Source organism: Corynebacterium nasicanis, assembly GCF_042658165.1.
Classification (GTDB): Bacteria; Actinomycetota; Actinomycetes; order Mycobacteriales; family Mycobacteriaceae; genus Corynebacterium; species Corynebacterium nasicanis.
This window is the reverse complement of the sequence record NZ_JBHSQE010000003.1, coordinates 195392-214386: the sequence shown is the minus strand read 5'-3', so window position 1 is coordinate 214386 and position 18995 is coordinate 195392. Positions and strand designations below refer to the sequence as shown.

16 protein-coding genes are annotated in these 18995 nt (G+C 69.3%); 8 read left to right on the top strand and 8 right to left on the bottom strand.

Annotated elements, in window-relative coordinates:
- The first annotated feature begins 170 nt into the window (after positions 1-170).
- From glpX to ACFPUZ_RS05580, 3 genes are all read left to right on the top strand, one after another.
- On the top strand, positions 171-1184 hold the full coding sequence (gene glpX / locus ACFPUZ_RS05590) for a class II fructose-bisphosphatase (RefSeq protein ID WP_377000700.1): 1014 nt from the start codon (positions 171-173) through the stop codon (positions 1182-1184).
- 114 nt (positions 1185-1298) lie between these two features.
- The gene (locus tag ACFPUZ_RS05585) at positions 1299-2699 is read left to right on the top strand and encodes a class II fumarate hydratase (protein ID WP_377000698.1); all 1401 of its coding nucleotides are present in this window, start codon (positions 1299-1301) and stop codon (positions 2697-2699) included.
- 277 nt (positions 2700-2976) lie between these two features.
- The gene (locus tag ACFPUZ_RS05580) at positions 2977-3423 is read left to right on the top strand and encodes a DUF2871 domain-containing protein (RefSeq protein WP_377000696.1); all 447 of its coding nucleotides are present in this window, start codon (positions 2977-2979) and stop codon (positions 3421-3423) included.
- On the opposite strand, the gene ACFPUZ_RS05575 is transcribed toward ACFPUZ_RS05580, so the two are convergent.
- Positions 3384-4355, bottom strand: coding sequence for a hypothetical protein (locus ACFPUZ_RS05575; protein WP_377000694.1), 972 nt, complete (start codon positions 4353-4355; stop codon positions 3384-3386). The genes ACFPUZ_RS05580 and ACFPUZ_RS05575 overlap by 40 nt on opposite strands.
- A 70-nt stretch (positions 4356-4425) precedes the next feature.
- Here ACFPUZ_RS05575 and ACFPUZ_RS05570 point away from each other — a divergent pair, with 70 nt between their 5' ends.
- Complete coding sequence (locus ACFPUZ_RS05570; RefSeq protein ID WP_377000692.1) at positions 4426-5085, top strand: TetR/AcrR family transcriptional regulator; 660 nt, start codon at positions 4426-4428, stop codon at positions 5083-5085.
- A complete protein-coding gene (locus ACFPUZ_RS05565) occupies positions 5079-6623 on the top strand; it encodes an MDR family MFS transporter (protein WP_377000690.1) in 1545 nt (514 codons plus the stop codon). The genes ACFPUZ_RS05570 and ACFPUZ_RS05565 overlap by 7 nt, the downstream gene beginning before the upstream one ends.
- A gap of 115 nt (positions 6624-6738) precedes the next feature.
- On the opposite strand, the gene ACFPUZ_RS05560 is transcribed toward ACFPUZ_RS05565, so the two are convergent.
- From ACFPUZ_RS05560 to ACFPUZ_RS05545, 4 genes are all read right to left on the bottom strand, one after another.
- Positions 6739-7266 (bottom strand): GNAT family N-acetyltransferase, encoded by a 528-nt coding sequence (locus ACFPUZ_RS05560; RefSeq protein WP_377000688.1) that lies wholly within the window; start codon positions 7264-7266, stop codon positions 6739-6741.
- A 73-nt stretch (positions 7267-7339) separates the two neighbouring features.
- Entirely contained in the window at positions 7340-8713 is a 1374-nt protein-coding gene (locus ACFPUZ_RS05555) for a PhoH family protein (RefSeq protein ID WP_377000686.1), read from the bottom strand.
- A 231-nt stretch (positions 8714-8944) separates the two neighbouring features.
- On the bottom strand, positions 8945-9532 hold the full coding sequence (locus ACFPUZ_RS05550) for an LGFP repeat-containing protein (protein ID WP_377000684.1): 588 nt from the start codon (positions 9530-9532) through the stop codon (positions 8945-8947).
- A gap of 63 nt (positions 9533-9595) precedes the next feature.
- Complete coding sequence (locus tag ACFPUZ_RS05545; protein ID WP_377000682.1) at positions 9596-10255, bottom strand: LysR substrate-binding domain-containing protein; 660 nt, start codon at positions 10253-10255, stop codon at positions 9596-9598.
- A gap of 63 nt (positions 10256-10318) precedes the next feature.
- Here ACFPUZ_RS05545 and ACFPUZ_RS05540 point away from each other — a divergent pair, with 63 nt between their 5' ends.
- Both ACFPUZ_RS05540 and ACFPUZ_RS05535 read left to right on the top strand, forming a co-directional pair.
- Positions 10319-10669, top strand: coding sequence for a DUF5997 family protein (locus ACFPUZ_RS05540; RefSeq protein WP_377000680.1), 351 nt, complete (start codon positions 10319-10321; stop codon positions 10667-10669).
- A 256-nt stretch (positions 10670-10925) separates the two neighbouring features.
- Complete coding sequence (locus ACFPUZ_RS05535; RefSeq protein ID WP_377000678.1) at positions 10926-12314, top strand: MFS transporter; 1389 nt, start codon at positions 10926-10928, stop codon at positions 12312-12314.
- Between the two features lie 140 nt (positions 12315-12454).
- Here ACFPUZ_RS05535 and ACFPUZ_RS05530 read toward each other — a convergent pair whose 3' ends face one another.
- Entirely contained in the window at positions 12455-13645 is a 1191-nt protein-coding gene (locus ACFPUZ_RS05530; protein ID WP_377000676.1) for an alpha-amylase family protein, read from the bottom strand.
- A 71-nt stretch (positions 13646-13716) separates the two neighbouring features.
- Here ACFPUZ_RS05530 and ACFPUZ_RS05525 point away from each other — a divergent pair, with 71 nt between their 5' ends.
- Positions 13717-14280: a TetR/AcrR family transcriptional regulator gene (locus ACFPUZ_RS05525; RefSeq protein ID WP_377000674.1), complete on the top strand. Its 564-nt coding sequence runs from the start codon at positions 13717-13719 to the stop codon at positions 14278-14280.
- A gap of 2 nt (positions 14281-14282) precedes the next feature.
- On the opposite strand, the gene ACFPUZ_RS05520 is transcribed toward ACFPUZ_RS05525, so the two are convergent.
- Entirely contained in the window at positions 14283-17105 is a 2823-nt protein-coding gene (locus ACFPUZ_RS05520; protein WP_377000672.1) for a hypothetical protein, read from the bottom strand.
- 16 nt (positions 17106-17121) lie between these two features.
- Entirely contained in the window at positions 17122-18915 is a 1794-nt protein-coding gene (locus ACFPUZ_RS05515) for an ATP-binding protein (RefSeq protein ID WP_377000670.1), read from the bottom strand.
- Between the last annotated feature and the right edge of the window lie 80 nt (positions 18916-18995).

Below are 18995 nucleotides of genomic sequence, written 5' to 3'. Positions count from 1 at the left end.
CCGGGCGCGCAGCACACAACCCCCTCTTTCGGGTGGGGAAACCAACACGCGGACCCTCAGGTGGTGGAACAATAGTTGGGAGGCGGGTGGTCCGTGCACCTTGCGGCCCCTCCCCGCCTGGAAGAAGCACGCTGTCACACACCCAACCCGCCTGCAGGAGGCCGTTGACCATGAATGCACCCCGTACGGAAGCACCCGACCGTAACCTCGCGATGGAGCTCGTCCGTGTCACTGAGGCAGCGGCACTCGCTTCCGGCCGGTGGGTCGGTCGCGGTATGAAGGAGGAGGGCGACGGCGCCGCGGTGGATGCGATGCGCCAGCTCATCAACTCCGTCAACATGAACGGCGTCGTGGTCATCGGTGAGGGCGAGAAGGATGAGGCCCCGATGCTCTTCAACGGCGAGAACGTCGGCACCGGCGAGGGCCCCGAGGTGGACATCGCGGTCGACCCGGTCGACGGCACCACCCTCATGGCCGAGGGCCGCCCGAACGCGATCTCCGTCATCGCCGCCGCGGACCGCCACTCCATGTACGACCCCTCCGCCGTGTTCTACATGGACAAGATCGCCGTAGGCCCGGAGGCCGCCGGCACCGTCGACATCGAGGCCCCGGTCTCCCACAACATCAACGCCGTGGCCAAGGCCAAGGGCATCGCCTCCTCCGACGTCACCGTCATCGTGCTCGACCGCCCGCGCCACATCGAGCTCATCGCCGACATCCGCCGCGCGGGCGCGAAGGTCCGCCTCATCCGCGACGGTGACGTGGCCGGCGCCATCGCCGCCGCCCAGGACACCAACTCGATCGACATCGCCATGGGCATCGGCGGCACGCCGGAGGGCATCATCACCGCCTGCGCCCTCAAGTGCATGGGCGGCGAGATCCAGGGCAAGCTCTGGCCGATCGACGACGCCGAGGCAGGCCGCGCCCGCGACGCCGGCCACGACCTCAACCGCGTGCTGGGCATCAACGACCTCGTCTCCTCCGACAACTGCTTCTTCGCCGCCACCGGCGTGACCAACGGCGACATGCTGCGCGGTGTCTCCTACCGCGCCGCCGGCGCGACGACCCGTTCCCTGGTCATGCGTTCCCGCTCGGGCACCGTCCGTTTCGTCGAGTCCCGCCACCAGCTGGCCAAGCTGCAGGAGTACTCGGTGGTCGACTACTCGAAGGATCCGTCCGCCTAGTCCGGTTTTTTCGGCCATACTGTGAGAGGGACCTCCCCGGCGCCCTCTGGCAGTAGTTCCATCCCCGCCGGGCCAGTTTCCCACGTCCTAACAGCTACACGAAGGTGGTTATCCATGACCGAGCAGGAATTCCGCATCGAACACGACACCATGGGTGAGGTCAAGGTCCCGGTGAACGCACTGTGGCAGGCCCAGACCCAGCGTGCCGTCGAGAACTTCCCGATCTCCGGCCGCGGCCTCGAGTCCGCCCAGATCCGCGCCATGGGTCTGCTGAAGGCCGCCTGCGCCATCGTCAACAAGGAGCGTGGCCTTCTTCCGGCCGAGCAGGCTGACGCCATTGTCGCCGCCGCCAAGGAGATCGCCGACGGCAAGCATGACGCCGAGTTCCCGATCGATGTCTTCCAGACCGGTTCCGGTACCTCGTCCAACATGAACACCAACGAGGTCATCGCGTCGATCGCCAAGCGAAACGGTGTCGAGGTCCACCCGAACGACCACGTCAACATGGGTCAGTCCTCCAACGACACCTTCCCCACCGCCACGCACGTCGCCGCCACCGAGGCTGCGGTCAACGACCTCATCCCGGGTCTCAAGGTCCTCCACGAGTCCCTGGCCAAGAAGGCCGTGGAGTGGAAGGAGATCGTCAAGTCCGGTCGCACCCACCTCATGGACGCCGTCCCGGTGACCCTGGGCCAGGAGTTCGGCGGCTACGCCCGCCAGATCGAGCTGGGCATCGAGCGCATCGAGGCCACCGTTGAGCGCCTCGGCGAGCTGCCCATCGGCGGCACCGCCGTCGGCACCGGCCTCAACACCCCGGCTGATTTCGGCGCCAAGGTGACCGAGGAGCTCATCAAGCTCACCGACGTCAAGGAGCTCTCCGAGGCCAAGAACCACTTCGAGGCGCAGGCCAACCGCGACGCCCTCGTCGAGTTCTCCGGCGCGATGCGCGTCGTGGCCGTCTCCCTGTACAAGATCGCCAACGACATCCGCCTCATGGGCTCCGGCCCGCTGACCGGCTTCGCCGAGATCCACCTGCCGGACCTGCAGCCGGGCTCCTCCATCATGCCGGGCAAGGTCAACCCCGTGCTGTGTGAGACCGCCACCCAGGTCTCCGCCCAGGTCATTGGCAACGACGCCGCCGTCGCCTTCGCCGGCACCCAGGGCCAGTTCGAGCTCAACGTCTTCATCCCGGTCATGGCCCGCAACGTGCTGGAGTCCTCCCGCCTGCTGGCCAACACCGCCCGCGTCTTCGCGGAGCGCCTCGTCGACGGCATTGAGCCGAACGTCGAGCGCATGAAGACCCTGGCCGAGTCCTCCCCGTCCATCGTCACCCCGCTGAACTCGGCGATCGGCTACGAGAACGCCGCCAAGGTGGCCAAGACCGCGCTGGCCGAGGGCAAGACCATCCGCCAGACCGTCATCGACATGGGCTTCGTCGACGGTGACAAGCTCACCGAGGAGGAGCTGGACAAGCGCCTCGACGTCCTCGCGATGGCCAACACCGACCGCGACTAATCACCCGCTTCTCGACGCCCCGCCGACCCCGGCGGGGCGTCGAGTCGTTTCCGCCCCTGCCCGGCCCCCGCCCCGCCCCTCCCCGCCCCGTCGAATTCACGCGGTCGAGTTCACCCCGTTCAGGGGCATCGGAGCAGTCCTTTCAACGGGGTGAAATCGACGAGGCGGCGAGGGGTACATGGATCGGTTGATTCCCGCCCGCCGCCCTGGGTTTCCGCGTCATCCGCCGCTTAAGGTGGACACGTACCTTGCCCCCCGATAACGGACGTGATCCCCTTTGAAAACCCTGTACCACCTGGCGCTGACCTGGCTCATCCTCGGACTCATTTCCGGAGTGTTCTACCGCGAGTGGACCAAACTGGCCGGGTTCGAGGGCGCGACGCAGCTGTCGACGCTGCACACGCACATGCTCACCCTCGGTGTCATCGTCCACCTGTTGCTGCTGGCCCTGGACCGCGGTTTCGCCCTTACCGCCCACCGCCTCTTCAGCGCGAGCGTGTGGGTGTACAACGGTGGCCTGGCGCTCACGGTGATCCTCATGACCGTCCGCGGCCTGGTGCAGGTGGACGGGGGTGAGCCGCCGCTCCCGGACGCCGCGATCTCCGGCATGGCGGGCCTGGGGCACATTGTCCTGGCGGTGGGGCTGGGCATGCTCTTCAAGGTCCTCGGCGACCAGCTCCGGCGTCAGAAGTCCTCGTCCGCCGCCATGAGCTCGAGCAGGTAGGGGGTCGGGGTGATCTTCAGCTCACGCCCCTCCTGATCGAAGGAGGTCAGCGTGGTCACCTCGCCCTCGTGCCACAGGTGCAGCAGCGGGGAGACCGCGTGCGAGCCGTCGACCGCCACTTGCGCGGCGACGGGCGCCATGCGTCCCAGGCCTTCGAGCAGGTCCTCGCCGGAACTGATCTCGCGGACCAGGAGGATGTGACGGGTGGGCATGGCGAAGAGGACGCCGCGGGAATGATCGAGGTCGGGGGCCCAGGCGTCGAGAAGCTCGGGGAAAAGGACCGGGGCGGTGGCCATGTAGTAACTGCCCGATTCGAAGGAACGGAAATGGGCGCCGGGGTGCTCCTCGGAGCCGGGGTGGACCTGGGCGTGCGGGGTGAGGTCGAGGAGTTCCGCGCGGAGGTTACGGCGCGCGGCGCGCACGAGCGTATCGACGTCGTCGTGCTCCCGCAGCCGCTCCAGCGGCATCGTCTGGATCGTGTGCTCGGTGTCGAGCACGAGGGTGACCACCGTGTCGTCGGTGAATGAGCGCAGGGTGGCCGAGGCGATGATCTCCTCCTCCTCGGGCACGAGGTGCGTGGTGGGGGCGACCCGCAGGCGCAGCCCGGCGTAGAGGTCGGCGGTGGTGAGGGCCTCGCCCGGCGCGCCGTCGAGCACGGAGGAGACGAAGGCCCGCGCCATGGACCGGGGGGCCTTGGGGTGCTGGGAGAGGGCGACATCGCCGATGAGATTCTCGAGGTTGACGGTGACCCGGCCGCGGCGGGGATCCTGGATGACGGCGTGTTGGCCGTCGAAACGCACGGTGGCCCCCTTCTCCGCGAGGGTGCGCCGCAGGGCCACGCGCAGCTCCCCGGCCCGGCCCCGGGTGAGCCCGGGGAAGTGCAGGTCGGGGCGGTTCCGATCACGGAAGCGGCGGAGGCGGCGGAGAATCATTGCCCCGAGACTACCGCAAAGCCCGCATGCACTTGAGTATAAACCTGCACCGAGTGTAAAGTTGCACTCCGTGAATGACGATACCCCCCTGCGGGAGAGGAAACGACTGGCCACCCGGCGCCGGATCGAGGACGCGGCGACGGCGCTCGTCGAGAAGCACGGTTTCGACCAGGTCACCGTCGAGGACATCTGCCGCGACTCCGACATCTCCCGCCGCACCTTCTTCAACTACATGGAGTCCAAGGACGAGGCCGTCCTCGGCGCTCCCCCGCTCGCGCTCAGCGAGGCCCGCCGGGCCGAGTTCATCGCCGAGCCCTCCGACAACCTCGTCAGGTCCGCCCTCGAACACATCGCGGCCACCCACGAGGAGGCGGAGAGCGAGGACATCGAAGCGGGTGTCGACGCCGCCCACATCACCACCGTCCGCCAGCGACGACACCGCATCGTCGCGGCCGAACCCTCCGTCGCGCTCATGTCGATCCACCGCTTCCGCGAACAGTCCACCCTCATGCACGGGCTCGTCACCGAGCACCTCGAGCGCCACCCCGCCGACCGGAAACTGCCCACCCACCCGCTGCCCGTCGAGGCGGCGGTGATCAGCGGGCTCATCCGCGAATCGGTGTGGATGCACATGTACCGCCTCACCCACTGCCCGCCCGCGGAGGACGCGCTCACGCTCGTCGACACCGGCGCCGTCCTCACCACGCTGACCAAGGAGCTGTCATGGTGACCACCCCCACTCCCGCGGCGCCGCGCCTCGGGCTCATCTTCGCCGCCCTGCTCACCACCATGCTCATGAGCTCGCTCGGGCAGATGATCTTCTCCACCGCCATGCCGACCATCGTCGGCGAACTCGGCGGCGTCAACCACATGAGCTGGCTCATCTCCGCCTTCATGGTGACCATGACCATCGCCATGCCGCTCTTCGGCAAAATCGGCGACATGGTGGGCCGGAAGTGGCTCTACCTCTTCGGCATCGCCGTGTTCATCCTCGGCTCCGCCCTCGGCGGCTTCGCCCAGTCGATGGAGATGCTCATCGTCGCGCGCGCCATCCAGGGCTTCGGCGCCGGCGGCATGATGGTCACCTCCCAGGCGATCGTCGCCGAGGTCGTCTCCGCCCGCGAGCGCGGCAAGTTCATGGGCATCATGGGCGCCACCTTCGGACTGAGCTCCGTCCTCGGCCCCGTCCTCGGCGGCTGGTTCACCGACGGCCCCGGCTGGCGCTGGGGCCTGTGGATCAACATCCCCCTCGGCATCCTCGCCTTCACCATCTCCCTGCTCGTCCTCCGCCTGCGACGCGGCGACGCCCGCGGCCACTTCGACTGGCTGGGCACCGTGCTGCTCACCGTCACCACCGCCTCGCTCGTGCTGTTCACCACCTGGGGCGGGCTGCAGTACCCGTGGGGTCATCCCATCATCCTGGGACTCATCGCCGTGACCGTTATCGGCGCCCTGCTCTTCGTGCTGGTGGAGCGGCGGGCGACCAACCCGCTCATCCCCATGGAGCTGTTCCGCAACCGCAACATGGTGCTCACCACCGCCGCCGGCACCATCATGGGCCTGGCGATGATCGGCGCCCTCGGCTACCTGCCCACCTACCTGCAGATGGTGCACACCCTCACCCCGACCCACGCTGGACTCATGATGATCCCCATGATGGTCGGCATGATCGGCACCTCCTCCGTCTCCGGCGCGCTCATCTCCCGCCACGGCAACTACAAGTGGTACCCCGTCGTCGGCATGGGCGTCATCTCCCTGGCACTGTTCCTGCTCTCCCGCCTCACCGTGGACACGACTCTCGTGCAGATCGGCGTGCTGTTCTTCGTCTTCGGCTTCGGGCTCGGCCTGGTCATGCAGGTGCTGGTACTTATCGTGCAGAACTCCTTCCCCATCGCCATGGTGGGCACCGCCACCGCCTCGAACAACTTCTTCCGCCAGATCGGCTCCTCCCTCGGCGCCTCGGTCGTCGGCTCCATGTTCATCCACAACCTGCAGGGGCACCTCGCCGAACGCCTGCCCGAGACGTTTGCGCAGATGGGCCCGCAGGGTGCGGCCTACGCCGAGGCCTTCTCCGAGGGCGGCGGCGCGGCGAACTCCCTCACCCCGGCCTCCGTGGTCCAGCTGCCGGAGACCATCCGGGAGGTCATCCTCTCCAGCTACAACGACGGGCTCACGCCTGTGTTCCTGCTCATGGTGCCGCTGACCGTGGTGGCCCTGCTGCTGCTCCTGCCGGTGCGGGAGGACAAGCTCAAGGAGACGATCGACTAGGGCTGAGGGCCTAACATGCCCGGGCGCCGATGCTCGTTTCTGGCGAATTGAGGTTCTGAATTCGCCAAAAACGAGCATCGGCGCTCCCGTATGTCCTTCGCTCGCCGCGTGGGGGCTACTCCCCCGGCTTCGGCAGCAGCTTCTCGTAGACGTCGGTGTCGCGCCACTGGCCGGCGAGTTCGCCGTAGGTCATCTTGGCCAGGTGGCGGAAGGTGCCCACCTTCTCGAAGCCGCGAGAGGTGTGCAGCCCGGCGGAGCCTTCGTTCTCCGGGAACACCCACGCGTGGATGCCCCACTTGTGCAGGGACTGGCACACCTCGATGAGCTTGTCCAGCAGCGCCCCGGCCACGCCGCGTCCGGCGGCGTCGGGGTGGATGTAGATGGAGTTCTCCACCACGCCGTGGAAGACGGAGCGCGTGGAGATGGGGGCGGCGGCGACCCACCCGAGCAGCTTCTCGGGGTCGGCGTCCTCCACCGCGACGAACACGGTCTCGAGGATCTTGGAGCGCGAGAACTGTTCCCAGGTGGGGGCCTGCGTCTCGTAGGTGGCATGCCCGGATTCCAGGCCCATTTCGTAGATGGCCCGGACCTGGGGGTAGTCCTCAGGTCGGATGGGTCGGAGCGTGAAGTTCGCATCTGCCATGCCGGATATTGTCTCCCACGTCGTCGAGGGCCCGCAAACGGAAAAGGTCTGCGGGCCCCGTGTCCGGATCGGGCTACTGGCCGTCTTCCAGCAGGTCCGTGACCAGTTCCGCGATGGCGGAACGCTCGGAGCGCTGCAGGGTGATGTGGGCGAAGAGCTCGTGGTCCTTGAGCTTCTCGATCACCGCCTGCACGCCGTCGTGGCGCCCCACCCGCAGGTTGTCGCGCTGGGCGACATCGTGGGTGAGCACCACCCGCGAGCCGCGGCCCAGGCGGGAGAGCACGGTGAGCAGGACGTTGCGCTCGAGCGACTGGGCCTCGTCGACGATGACGAAGCTGTCGTGCAGGGAGCGGCCGCGGATGTGGGTGAGCGGCAGCACCTCGATGAGGTCGCGGGCCTGGATCTCCTCCATGACGTTGTCGGAGACGAGGCCGTCGAGGGTGTCGAACACGGCCTGCGCCCACGGGTTCATCTTCTCCGTCTCCGAGCCCGGCAGGTAGCCGAGGTTCTGTCCACCGACGGCGTAGAGCGGGCGGAATACGACGATGCGGCGGTGCTCGTTGCGCTCGAGCACGGCCTCCAGCCCGGCGCACAGGGCGAGGGCGGATTTGCCGGTGCCGGCCCGGCCGCCGATGGAGACGATGCCGACGTGGTTGTCCAGCAGCAGGTCAAGGGCGATGCGCTGTTCGGCGGAGCGGCCCTGCAGTCCGAAGGCGTGCTGGTCACCGCGGACGAGTCGGATGGCGCCGTCGGCGGTGAGGCGCCCGAGCGCCGACTGCGTGGAGGTGGTGAGTGTGATTCCGCAGTGCACGGGGAGCTCGGCGACGAAGTCCCCCTGATCGGTCACCGCCGAGTCATCGAGGGTGACCTCGCCGGTGCGGTAGAGCGTGTCGATGGTCTCCGCGTCGGTGTGCACCGCCACCATGCCGGTGTAGCCGGTGAGCACGACATCCTGCGCGTGATATTCATCCGCCTGCAGGCCGACCGCGCCGGCTTTGACGCGCAGGGGCACGTCCTTGGTCACCAGCGTGGTGTCCCGGCCCTCGCGCTGCAGGTTGAGGGCGCAGGCGAGGATGCGGTGATCCCCCTCGGTGCCGCGGAAGGCGGTGGGTAGCTGGGACTGGTCCTGGTGGTTGAGCTCGACGCGGAGGGTACCGCCGTCGACGTTGACGGGCACCGGCTGGTCGAGGCGCTCGTAGGTCGAGCGGAGGTCCTCGAGCATCCGCAGGGCCTGGCGGGCGAACCAGCCCAGTTCGGGGTGGTGCCTCTTGGCCTCCAGCTCCGTGATGACCACGACCGGCAGGACCACCTCGTGTTCGGCGAACTTGCGCAGTGCCCAGGGATCGGACAGGAGCACGGAGGTGTCGATGACGTAGGTGCGGGTCGTGACATCGGACCGCGTGTCGATGGAGTCGGAGGGCAGGTAGTCGGTGGTCGAGTCGAACATGGCGCAGGCTCCCCAGGTGCGGTGGTGCCGGGTACCCGGCCCATCCGCTGGCCGATTCTCGGGTGGGACACGGCCGCTGGTGCCGGTACCGACGGCCGACGGTCGCGCTCCGGATCTCGCGTCATCTCACGTCATCCGGTTAAGCACACGCTAACTGCGGGAGGTGAGAATTACATGGTTGTCAGATGAATTTCTGATGACCAAGACTCACCGTCCACGTCAGGGTCAGGCTCAGTTCTGCTCGACCACGGCGGTGAACTCGCCGTCCGCGTCGGTGACCCAGGAGATGACGCCGTGGGCGAACTGCTGGACCCAGCCGTTGCCCTCCGGGGCCGCCTGCTCCGGGCCGGTCGGCAGGCCGAGGGGGTTCTCCAGGCCACCCTCGTCGAGCCAGGTCTCGGCGATCTTGCCCACGACCGGGATCGCGCCCAGCTCCTGGGCCCAGGTGACGATGTTGCCCTCCTGGAACTTCGCCAGCACCTGTCCGAGCGCGTTCGCCTCGATGGACTCCGGCTGGCCCCACTCGGCGGTGAAGGACTCCAGTGCCGCGGCGGCCGCGGCCGGCAGGGCCACGGTGCCGTCCTCGGTCTCCACCTGGACCTCGCCCTCGGCGGGCTCGGAATCCGGGGTGGAGGGCTCGACGGCGTCCTTGTCCTTGTCACCCTTGACCGCCTCCTCGGCCTTCTCGGCAGCGGAGGACACGACATCGCCGCCGGTCTCCGCGGCCTTCTCGGTCTCCGCGCAGGCGGCCAGGCCGAAGCCCAGGGCGGCGGTGGCGGCCACCGCGAGCACGCGGCGGGACAGTGTGTTCTTCAACATGTCGGATCCTTCCGGTAGTGGTGTAGGACACATTCTAATGTCCAGACACCTAGAAGGGAATGATTATCGACGTCGACGTGGCCGCCGTTCCTTCTTCACCGCCGGCGCCCCCTCCGCCGCGCGCCTCTGCTGCTTGGCCAGCGTCTTCTCCCGGGCGCTGCGCTTCGGCGCGGACTGCCGGGAGGAGTTGGGGGTACGCCCCTTGGCGATGCCGACGAAGTCCTGGATCGCCTCCGAATCATCCTCCCGACGCCACACCAGGGCGATGTGGGTGGCGGGCACCTCCCCGCGGAAGTCGCGGTGTTCGATCTGGCGCCGGGAGAGCACCTTGATGAGGGGACGCGGCCCGATGAGTACACCCACGTTGGCGGCCACCACCTGCAGCCCGGCGCGCACCGCCTCGACGTCGACCTCCCCCGAGGCCGGGGGCGACCAGTTGATGATCTCACCCGCGATGTCCTCGTCCCCCACCGTCTCGAGCAGGGTGAGCTCATGGTCCTTGGGCAGCGCGATGCCGGGCGCCTCGGGATAGAGGACGACGACGTGGTGTGCATCGGTGATGCGGGCGTCGGGAAGCCGGACGAGGGCGAGGTCGACGCGGGCGTCGAGAACCTCGGCGATGGGGTCGACCGAATCGGTGACCGTCAGGCGGTGTGTGGTGCGGTCGCGGAAGCGGCTGAACCATTTGTCGGGTTCGGTGCCGGTGACGAAGCTCAGGCGCATGGGGGTAATGCTACCGTTGGGGGCGTGAATGAAGACTCTGCACGTCAGCCGTCCGGTCGAGCCATGAAGCCGCAGACCGCGGCGAAGAAGCTCGGTATCTACCTGCCCGCCACGCCGGAGGAGTTCCAGGCTGGCGCGGTCACCCACGCCGAGCTCAAGCAGCTGGTGGAGAACCCGCCGGAGTGGCTGTCCGAGCTGCGTCGCACCGGCCCCCACCCGCGCCCCGTGGTGGCGCAGAAGCTGGGCATCACCATCGCCGCCCTCAAGCGCAACGAGATGGACCAGCCGCTGACCACCGCCGAGATCAAGGCGCTGCTGGAGGATCAGCCGGAGTGGCTGCGTGCCGCCCGCACCGCGCTGGCCGAAGGCCGCGAGTCCGCAGAGGCGGACGCCGAGGCAGAAGCCACCGAGTAGCAGTTCGCACACCGCACCCCCGTTCACCCTGAACGGGGGTGTCGTCGTCTCCGGGCCCGCCATCGGGTCCCGCGGGCCCGGTGGCCGAAAAATACCGTACTCCACCTGCATAGGTCCAGTTCAGCACGTCTCCTGTGGACACCCGGCCCCGAGAGATCACTAGGGGCGCCCCTAGTATTTTGTGAACTGGAACACTTCTACAGTTCGATCATCCTCTCCGTCACTGAGAGTTTCCGGACTACAGAAGGACCCGACCGTGAACACCACCGCCTCCCCGACAACCTGGGCCTCGCCGGCGCACCGCCGCACGGTGTACCTCATCCTCGCCGTTGTCGGCATCTCCATCCTCTTCGACGGCTACGACCTCGTCATCTACGGCGCGGTTCTGTCCACGCTTCTCGACGACCCCTCCCACATCGGCCAGCTCTCCCCCGCCATCGCCGGCACCCTCGGCTCCTGGGCCATGATCGGCGTCCTCATCGGCGCCCTCTCCGCCGGCGCCGTCGGCGACCGCGTCGGCCGCCGCAAGGTCATGCTCACCGCCATCGTGTGGTTCTCCATCGGCATGGGTCTGACGGCGCTGTCGAACTCCATCTTCATGTTCGGCTTCCTGCGCTTCGTCACCGGCCTGGGCGTCGGCATGATCGTCGCCACCGGCGGCGCCATCATCGCCGAGTTCGCCCCCGCCAACCGCCGCAACCTCTTCAACGCCATCGTCTACTCCGGCGTCCCCGCCGGTGGCGTCATGGCCTCCCTCTTCGCCCTCATCCTCGAGGACACCATCGGCTGGCGCGGCCTGTTCATGATCGGCGCCTCCCCGCTGCTCTTCCTGCTCCCCCTCGCCTGGTTCGCCCTGCCGGAGTCCCCGCGCTGGCTCGTCGCCCGCGGCCGCCAGGCCGACGCCCGCGCCGTCTGCGCCCGCCACGGCCTGCCCGAGGAGACCTTCCTCAACACCCCGGCGGTCGCCGCACCCGCCGGTGAGGCCAAGCGCGATGTCGAGAAGACCGGTTTCGCCGGCATTTTCTCCCGCTCCTACCTGCCGGGCACCATCCTCATCGGCGTGATGTCCTTCATCGGCCTGCTCTCCACCTACGGCCTCAACACCTGGCTGCCCAAGATCATGCAGTCCAACGGCGCCTCCGCGCACGACTCCCTCTACTCCCTGCTCTTCCTCAACGGCGGTGCCGTCGTCGGCGGCCTCACCGCCTCCTGGATCGCGGACAAGATCGGCGCGAAGGCCGTCATCACCTCCACCTTCGCCCTCGCCGCCGTCTCCCTGGCGATCCTGCCGATCTTCACCTCCGTCGCCCCGATGTACCCCTTCATCGTCGCCGCCGGCATCGGTGTCATCGGCACCCAGGTCCTCACCTACGGCCTGGCCTCCAACTACTACGGCACGGCCTCCCGCGCGGCCGGTGTCTCCTGGGTCGCCGGTTTCGGTCGCCTCGGCGGCATCGCCGGCCCGGCCATCGGCGGCCTCATCATCGGCGCGGGCCTGGGCCCCACCGCCTCCTTCTGGATCTTCGCCGGTGCCGCACTGGTCGGTGCCCTCGCCACCGCCCTCATCCCGCGCTCCCCGGCCCAGGCCGAGATCGTGGCCGCACAGGCCCCGGTCGCGCGCCAGGAAGAGCCCGCGCTGAACTGAGCACACCTCTGACGGAGAAGACCCCCTGACCGAGCAAGACCGGTCAGGGGGTTCGCCCGTGCGCACGTACCCCGATGCCCTGCTTCCGGGGGCTTAAAGCCCCGCCTGCGCAGACACACGGGTACGTCAGAACGGACGACCTACCAGGCGTACTCGGCCGTCTCCCCGTCGGAGAACTCCAGCCGCGCCGTCACCGTCGGCTCGAGGGTGAGGTGCACGGTGAGCGAGTCCGCTCCTGCGTGGACCCGGTAGGAGATGGCCTCGTTGGCGGTCTCGAGCACCTCGACGCGGGCACGGACCAGCCAGGGGTGGCGGCGCCGGGCGGCAATGAGGCTCTGGTGCAGCTCGAACATCCACCGCCCCACGGGGGCCAGGTCGGCGGGCGTGGCGGGCAGCGGCGGGCGGACCGGGTCGTCGGCGGAGAAGCCCTCCCCCTTGACGCCGGTGAAGGCCTGCTCGTCGCCGTAGTAGATGCTCGGGATACCGGGCAGCGTGAGCAGCAGCACCGCCGCCACCGCCGCCCCCTCCGAGCCGGTGACGCTGGCGATACGGTCGACGTCGTGGTTGCCCACGAAGGTCTGCATGGGGGCCTGCGCGAGAAACTCATCGTGGCGGCCGAGGGCGTGGGCGAGTTCCCAGAAGTTGGTGTCCTTGATCGAGGACCAGACGGCCTTCCACAGTTCGTACTGGGTGACGGTGTCCAGATGCCCCTCGCGCACCAGCGCCAGGTAGTCGCCGTGGATGATCTCGCCGAGGAAGACGGCGTCGGGGTGGCTCTCGCGGACGCGGTCGACCACGCGCGCCCAGAAGTCGGCGGGCACTGAGTAGGCGACGTCGAGGCGCCAGCCGGCGATACCACGGCTCAGCCAGTGGTTCATCACGTCGACCACCAGGTCCTCGGTGCGGGGGTCCGCGTGGTCGAGCAGCGCCAGGTCGCCGTGGCCCTCCCAGGGTTCCGGGCTGCCGTCCGGCAGGCGGCGGATGGGCCCGTCGCCGGCGACCATGGGGTGGTGGATGCCGAGGTGGTTGAACACGCCGTCGAGAAGCACCTGGATACCGCGCTCGCGGCAGGCGTCCATGAGCCGCTCGAAGTCGGCGTCATCGCCCAGGCGCGGATCGATGCGGAAGTGGTCGAGCGTGTCGTAGCCGTGGGTGCTGGAGGCGAAGATCGGCGCCAGGAGGAGGCCGTTGCAACCGAGGTCGATGAGGTAGTCGAGCCACGGGAGTAGGTCCGGGAGGCGGTGACCCTCGTCTTCGGCCGACCAGTCGCGGATACGGGCGCCGGTCGCGCCGAGGGGGTAGACGTGCCAGAAGATGGCGTGGTCGAGCACGGGAACTCCTATTGAGTCGAAGTCAGTAACTGTTATTGACCTTAACTCAACAACGGGTAGGCTTGTCAACCGTGAGCACCCGCCGACGCCTGTCCACCGAGGAACGCCGCGCCGCCATCCTGGCCGCCGCCCGCGAGCACTTCTCCACCACCAGCTACCCCGACGCCTCCGTCCCGGACATCGCGGCGGCCTCGGGCAGTTCGCAGTCCCTGGTCTTCCACTACTTCTCTTCCAAGGCCGGTCTCTACGCTGCCGTGGTCGAGGACTCGCTACGCTCGCTGGTCGACGCCCCCCTCCCGCCCGGCCATTCCACCCGCGAGCGGATCTCCGCCCTCCTCCAGGGCTACCTCGACGCGCTCGAGCAGGATCACACGCTCGTCGCCGGGATCGGGGAACCGGAGGCCGCGGTCGCGCACCGGCGCGCGGCGGCGGCCGCCCTGGTCGAGCGGCTGCGCGACATCATCGGCGTGACATCCTTCGCCCGCCACTCCTGGGCCCTGTGGGGCTGGGTCGGCTTCCTCGAGGCCGCCGGGCGGCACTGGACGGAGGCCGGCTGCCCGGCGGATGAGCGGTGGCCGCTCATCGAGGCCGCCCTGGGCGCCCTCGAGGGGGCGCTGGGCGACTGGCGGGCCTGAACCTAGCCCTGGTCGAGGAAGAACTCCACGTTCTCGCGGACCTCCTGGAGCATCGGCTCCAGTTGCTCCCGCAGCTCCCGCGGCTGGGCCTTGATGTGGGACTTCAGGCGCGAGATGTAGCCCTTGGCCTGCTTCTTCTGCCCGTCCATCGCGCTGGAGACCGCGCAGTGGCGCAGCATGACGGCCGCCGGGTAGGGCATCTGCGCCGTGAGGAAACAGTCGTGCGCGTACTCCCAGTGCGAGAGCGTCTCGGCCAGGGGCAGGACCCCGGACTTCACGTAGCCGTAGTCGTCGTGGACATCACCGATCTCCGCGTCCCGCGAATAGCCCAGTTCGGGGCGGTCCTCCGTGCCCTCCACGAGTTCCTCCGACTGGCGCATGAGCGACAGCGCCTCCTCCAGGCCGGTGCCGGAGGTCACCGCCGTCGGGCGCGTCACCAGGAGACGCGCCGCCATGCGCAGCGCCCGGGCCTGCAGGATCGGCTCCTCCTGGGCCTCCTGCACCTCGGCGACCCGCAGGAGATATGCAGCCGCCGAGTCGGGGTCCGACAGCCCCATGGACCAGTCCGAGGCCTCGTGCAGGAGGTCGACCGCCAGGCGCGGATTCTCCGAGGCAAGGAAGACCTCGATGGCCGGCCGCGCGGTGTCCACGGCACCCTGCAGGTCATCGGTGACGGCCATCATCTGCGCCAACCGGGTGCGCAGAGCGGCCACCGCCACGGACGGCCCCCAGCGGGATTCCAGGGTCGCGAGCACGGGGGTGAGAATGTCCACGCCCATGGCTGCCGCCTCCTCCTCTCCCTCCTCCGCGGAGTGGTTGAGGCTCATCGCCGTGACCAGCTGCACGATGGGCAGGTCCGCGGCCTGTGCCAGCTGCAGGAGTTCCACCCGGGCGTTGAGGTCAGCCTCGGGATCGTCGGCGACCAGCCGCAAGCGGGTCATGAGGTAGCGCACCTGCGCGCCGACACTGGCCCGCTCCTCGGCGGGCAGCGCGTCCCAGTAGGCGTCCAGCTCCTCCAGGCTTCCGGTGTAGCCCAGTCGCCGCAGGGCGGGCAGGAGCGGGGTGCCGGCGGCCGGGTAGGCCGCGCTGTACAGGTTGAGGGCCCGCTCCAGCAGTTCCGGCTCCTCCATATCGGGCAGGACGGGCAGCAGCTCCCCGAGGATCTGCGCGATGTAGGGGCCCGCCTGCCCGTGGCGGTGCAGCTGGTCCTCCTCGATGGTGTCGATGACCAGCTCGGCGGGCGAGCCGAACTCGGGGGTGTCCCCACCGAAGACCGTCCAGCCCAGCAGGTCCCCGAGCTGGCCGAACCCCTCCTGGGTCTGGGCCCAGGCGCCGAACTGTTCCACGGCAGCCACGGTCTGGGGGAAGTCCATGAGCCGGCGTCCGAGGGACACCTTCCGCAGCAGGACAGCACCCTGGGTGGCCGGGGGCAGCTCGTCAACCGACTCCCCGGCGAAAGCTCCGGCCAGGGCCTCGAGGATGACCACATCCCGGTCCACGTCCGGTGCCTCCAGGTCCGCCAGGACCCAGCGTCCGAAGTCCGCCCAGTCCTCGGGTACGGCCGGCAGCTCGCCGGTGTGTGCCGTTCGTGCCCACTCGTCTCCCAGGGCGAAGCCCGCGCTCGACGGCGCGTCGGCGGGGCTCGGGACGACCGGGTCCACACCGGTGACTAGCGGGACACCGGGCAGCACCGGCGATTCCGGGCGGATCGGGGTCTGCTGGAGGCGGGCCAGCGTGCGGAAGGCCCAGGGCTGGTGATCGGCGAAGCCGTCGCGGGCGTCGAAACGCTCGACCAGGTCGCCGAGGACGCCGGTGAGGCGCGTCTCCGCCTCCGCCCACGTGGGATCGGACAACGCGGGGAAGGGGTGCCAGCGGTTACCGCCCGGGATGGCCACCCCCACCTTTTCCGCGCCGTGGCCCGCAGCGGTCTGTGCCTGCGCGACGGCCACCAGTCCCAGGAGCAGCTCGTAGACCGTGAGGCCGTCCTCGGCGCTGTCCAGCCAGGCGGCGTGCGCGCGGACCAGCTGCCCGGCGCGCTCGAGGCGCCCGGTCACCGCCAGGAAGAGCAGGTGTTCACCGATGTGGACCGTCCACAGCGGATCCCGGCGGTGCTGAGCGTAGGAGGCCTGGTGTGCCTCGAAGGCCTCCCGGTGCCGCCCGAGTCGCGCCAGCGGCAGGGCCGCGTCCACCTGGGTGCGCCCCGGCTGGGCCTCGCACAGCTCGTCCTCGTCACTGGCGCTGAGCTGCTCGAGCACCCGCGCCGCGGCGGCGTCATCGCCCGTGTTCACCGCCCAGCGCAGCTCCTGGAGGGGATCGCAGCCCTCGCAGTCGGCCAGCGGGCCGCCCTCGGTCATCCGCCATTTCTCGAGGAACTCCGCGGCCTGCGCGGCCTCGCCCCGCTGCAGCGCGTGGCGGAAGCGCACGGCGTGCACCGGCCGCTGCGTGTGTCCGCCCTGGCGGAAGTGCTGCTCCAGGTCGTCGTGGAAGCGCTCGATCTGGGCGGCCGAGGTCGTGGGCACGTTCGTCACGGCCAGGCCGCTGGACTTGAAGTTCCAGGCGACCTCGACGAGGTCCTCGTCGTCGAAAAGATCCGGTCGTCGCTCGAGACGGCTGAGCAGGTCCGCGAGGATGGGCAGGCACTTCATGGCCTCGTTGCCGTGGAAGTAGCTGTTCATGAGGAGGATGCGGGACTGCACCTGCAGGTTCTCGTCGTCGATGGCGTCGCAGGCGGTGACCAGTTCCGCTGCGGCGACGGAGCGTTCCGGGGTGTCGGGGAGGAAGCGGATCTCGTTGAGGCGCGCGGTGAGTTCTTCGGTGGTGAACATGGGGGATCCTTAAAGGTCAGTGGGTGTCGTCGAGGGCCGCGCGCACGGGTGCGTCGACCATGTCCATGAGCCAGGCGGTGGCCGTCTCGCTGAGCGCCAGGCGTGACTCCAGGAGGCAGCGGACGTAGAACGCCCGGACCGCGGCGGTGGCCCGGGGGAAGTCGATCTCCGAGCGGGCGGCCAGCCCGATGAGTTCCAGCACGTCGTCGTTGGCGGCGTTGAGTAGCAGGGTGGGGCGTCCGGCGCCGGCGAAGGGGTCGATGACCCCGAGGATGTCGCTCCAGCGCTCCGATTCCGCGGTGGCGGCGACGATTCTCCCGGCGACATCCGGGTCCTGCAGGTAGGTGGCCCGCCGGGTGGCGGGGCGGAAACTGCGCAGTTCCACGCGGCAGTCGACCGGTTCCAGGGCCTCCTCCGCGATGAAGAGCAGCCCGCGGGCGCCCTGCCGGGTGGGCAGGTCGGGCGCCTCCAGGGTGTCCACGAGCATCCCCGGGTCCACGAGGGCGAGGTCCAGTTCCGGGCACTGCCGGAGGGTGGCGGAGAGGAAGGCGGCCTCGGCGGGGCGGGCGGCGTCGATAAGAATCATTTGGCCCGTAAGCAGCGGGGCGAGGGAGCGGAAGACGTCCGTCGTGCGGCTGAAGCGCAGCGGCAGCCCCGTGGCCTGCAGTTCCTCCAGGGTCGCCGCGCCGCGGTCGGTGCGCAGGGGCAGCACCCAGCGGACCATGTCGGCCACGCGGTCCTCCGTGGCGCAGGCCTCCAGAAGCGCGCCGGTGTGCGCCGCGACGAGGCGGGCGAACAGGGCCGGGTCCTCCGTGCGGCAGCGACGTAGGCCGTCGATGATCCCCTGTTCCAGCTGGCGGAGGGTCTCCGCCTGGGTGTCGTCGGTGCGGATGTCCTCGCGGCTGGCGGCCGGGCGCAGGTCACGGGCCTGGACCGCCACCCGCAGGAAGCGCGCCCACGCCGGCGCCAGGGCGCGGCTGTGTGTGGTGATGAGCATCCCCCGCAGCCACACGGCGGTGCGGGTGCCGGGGTCGGCGTTGACCACGCCCTCCGGCTCGATGAACACCACGGCGCTGCCGCCGGCGGCGGGCAGGTCCACCTCGAAGGTGGTCAGCGGCTCGAAGCCGAAGAGTTCCTGGCTCAGCTCCCGGCGGGCGGCGGCGAGCTCCGCCGGGGCGCCGGGCCCCCAGGGCCGCTTCCGCGGGGTGAGGTGGGTGCGCCCCTCGCCGGTGATGAGGGTGATGTCGCAGTCGAGGAAGCCGGCGTAGGAGCGCACGAGGGAGAACACCATGGAGTCCTGGGTCCAGGGGTTGTCCGCCCCGGGGTGCAGCAGGACCTCGGTGCCGGGCTCCGCGAGGGGTTCCGCGGCGGTGTCGACGCGGAAGGTGCCGTCGCTGTGCCCCACCCAGCAGATGGTCTCGGCCTCCGGCTCGCGGGCCGAACGGGAGCGGACGGTGATCGTCTCGGAGACGAGGAAGCCGGAGAGCAGCCCCACCCCGAACTGGCCGAGGAAGTCCCCGTCCTGGGGCGCATCACCCAGCCGCTTGGAGGAGGCGCCGATAGTGGTGAGCAGCTCCGTCGCCTCCCGCCGGGTGAGCCCGATGCCGTGGTCGCGGACGCTGAGTCCCCCGTCCTCCCGGGCCGAGGGGCAGGTGATGATCAGTGCCCCCGGATCCCCGCCCCGCGCGGTGCGCGCATCCATGCCGTTCTGTATCAGCTCCCGCACGTAGACCTGCGGGCCGGAATACAGGTGTGTGCTGAGCAGATCGACGAGCCCGCCGACATCCACCGTGAAGACGCCTTCATCCATGTTCTTCCTCCTTCATGCCGCCACTGTCCCAGGAGGGCCGGTGCTACCGATCACGAGAACCGTGACCATTGAGATAGACC